Consider the following 2,142-nt stretch of genomic DNA (forward strand, 5'->3'; position numbering starts at 1 on the left):
AAACAATCGCACCACGGGCCTTTTGGTGCTTCATAGCCGCGCCAATTGTCCTAGAGTGGAAGGTAGCCCGGTTCCATCAGCTCGGATATCGGGTGTCGATTTCAACAGATCCACGTAAGGGGACTGACACATGGCTCGCATTGGTGAGAGCACAGATCTGCTTAAGTGCTCTTTCTGTGGGAAAAGCCAGAAGCAGGTCCGGAAGCTAATTGCCGGCCCGGGCGTGTACATCTGCGATGAATGCATCGATCTCTGCAACGAGATCATCGAGGAAGAGCTGTCCGAGGTAGCTGACCTTGGCACCTTCGAGCTTCCGAAGCCCCGCGAAATCTTCGATTTCCTGCAGGAATACGTGATCGGTCAGGAACCCGCCAAGCGGTCCCTCGCCGTCGCCGTCTATAACCACTACAAGCGGATCCAGTCCGGGCATGCCCCGCGGAGCACGGGAAACCTCTCCGACGCGGTGCCTGCCGAAGACGTGGAGATTGCCAAGTCGAACATCCTCCTCATCGGCCCCACCGGCTGCGGCAAGACCTATCTCGCGCAGACCCTGGCCCGCCGGCTGAACGTCCCCTTCGCCGTCGCGGATGCCACGGCGCTCACCGAGGCGGGCTACGTGGGGGAAGATGTTGAGAACATCCTCCTGAAGCTCATCCAGGCCGCTGACTACGACGTCAAGAAGGCCGAGCAGGGCATCATCTACATCGACGAAATCGACAAGATCTCCCGCAAGAGCGAGAACCCGTCAATCACCCGCGATGTATCGGGTGAAGGCGTGCAGCAGGCATTGCTGAAGATCCTCGAGGGTACTGTCGCGTCGGTGCCGCCCCAGGGCGGCCGCAAGCACCCGCACCAGGAATTTATTCAGATCGATACCACCAACGTCCTGTTCATCGTTGCGGGTGCATTTGCTGGCCTGGAAGAGATCATCGGCTCCCGTGCGGGACGCAAGGGGATCGGCTTCGGCGCCCCGTTGTCCTCACTCAAGAGTGAGGAAGCCAGCTACGGCGACGTCATGCCCGAGGACCTGCTCAAGTTCGGCCTGATTCCCGAGTTCATCGGACGTCTGCCGGTCATCACCACGGTGACCAGCCTCGACCAAAAGTCGTTGATGCAGATCCTGACCGAACCGAAGAACGCCCTGATCAAGCAGTTCCAGAAAATGTTCATGCTCGACGGCGTCGAGCTCACCTTCGAGCCGAAGGCTCTCGAGGCCATCGCCGATCAGGCGCTCGAGCGGGGAACCGGGGCCCGCGGGTTGCGCGCCATCATGGAGGAAGTCCTTCAGCCCGTGATGTTCGACCTGCCCAGCCGGGATGACATTGCCACGGTTGTCATCACTGAAGATGTGGTCGCCAAGAAGGCGGAACCCACGCTGATCTCGCACGACGTCGTTGCGAAGCGCCGGAACAAGTCGGCCTAACGCCGGAAATTTCGGCGTCCGGCCGGAATACGCCGGTTGGTACCCGGGTTGTAGGGAATATGACTGAAACGATTGTTCCCACCGACAATGTCCAAAAGGCCGATTTCTGGTTTGATCCCGCCTGCCCCTTCGCCTGGATCACCTCCCGGTGGATTGAGGAAGTGGAGAAGGTCCGCAGCATCAAGGTGGACTGGCATGTCATGAGCCTGGCCGTGCTCAACGACGGCCGTGATCTTCCCCAGGAATACCAGGACTTCATGAAGCAGGCCTATGGGCCCGTCCGGGTCGTCGTTGCCGCAGCTGAACTCCACGGTGATGACAACATCAAGAAGCTCTACGATGCAATGGGCACCCGGATTCACCAGGGAAAGAACCAGGATTTCGCTGCAGTGATCCGCGAATCCCTCGAGGAAGTCGGACTTCCCGCCGAACTCGCGGACTACGCCACCAGCGAGGAATACGACCCCCAGCTCCGCGCCTCGCACCAGGACGGAATTGACCGGGTGGGCGATGAAGTCGGCACCCCCGTGGTCGCGTTCAACGGCACGGCCTTCTTCGGCCCCGTCCTGACCCGCATCCCCCGGGGCGAAGACGCAGGACGCATCTTCGACGGCGCCGTCATGCTCGCCGGATTCCCGGAATTCTTCGAACTGAAACGCTCACGCACCGAGAGCCCTTCCTTCGACTAGTTAGCAGTAACCGTAAAAGAGGGAGGCCCC

The 2,142-nt window shown here is 60.3% G+C and carries 2 protein-coding genes; both read left to right on the top strand.

Annotated features, from left to right (window positions below; all coding sequences use genetic code 11):
* Nucleotides 1-130 precede the first annotated feature (130 nt).
* On the top strand, nucleotides 131-1,423 hold the full coding sequence (gene clpX, locus K728_RS0100175; protein WP_024475453.1) for an ATP-dependent Clp protease ATP-binding subunit ClpX: 1,293 nt from the start codon (nucleotides 131-133) through the stop codon (nucleotides 1,421-1,423).
* Nucleotides 1,424-1,482: 59 nt separating this feature from the next.
* Entirely contained in the window at nucleotides 1,483-2,112 is a 630-nt protein-coding gene (locus K728_RS0100180; protein ID WP_024475454.1) for a mycothiol-dependent nitroreductase Rv2466c family protein, read from the top strand.
* Nucleotides 2,113-2,142 lie beyond the last annotated feature (30 nt).

Source organism: Arthrobacter sp. CAL618 (assembly GCF_000468215.1).
GTDB lineage: Bacteria > Actinomycetota > Actinomycetes > Actinomycetales > Micrococcaceae > Arthrobacter_D.

What these genes read in the sequence shown, in the direction of transcription:
- clpX (WP_024475453.1), top strand. Translation starts at nt 131, where the DNA reads ATGGCTCGCATTGGTGAGAGCACAGATCTGCTTAAGTGCTCTTTCTGT.
- K728_RS0100180 (WP_024475454.1), top strand. Translation starts at nt 1,483, where the DNA reads ATGACTGAAACGATTGTTCCCACCGACAATGTCCAAAAGGCCGATTTC.